This window comes from Bacillus sp. SIMBA_005 (genome assembly GCF_046535585.1).
Taxonomy (GTDB): domain Bacteria; phylum Bacillota; class Bacilli; order Bacillales; family Bacillaceae; genus Bacillus; species Bacillus pumilus.
On the sequence record NZ_JAWRWI010000915.1, the window covers coordinates 1 to 248 of the forward strand.

Annotated in this window: 1 protein-coding gene; it reads left to right on the forward strand. The window is 39.9% G+C overall.

Annotated features, from left to right (window positions below; all coding sequences use genetic code 11):
• Positions 1-248, forward strand: a 248-nt coding sequence (locus SB660_RS22735) for an AI-2E family transporter (protein WP_410584774.1), incomplete at both ends; no start/stop codon positions are given.

Sequence of the window (248 nt, forward strand, 5' to 3'; positions counted from 1 at the left end):
CTATCATCACCTCACAGGTGACAGGGCTGTTTAACAACCTTCCTGATTATATAAAACAGATTCAGGCGCTGACAAAGGATTTGTCCCATTCTCAATGGTTTACCTGGATGATGAACCAGGATTATGTATCGATATCAAAAATTGAACAGTCATTGACAAGTTTTCTCCAAAACCTGCCGCAAAATATCACGTCCAGTTTATCTGCGGTGTTTGGTGTCGTGACAAACATCACGCTTGTTATTATTACT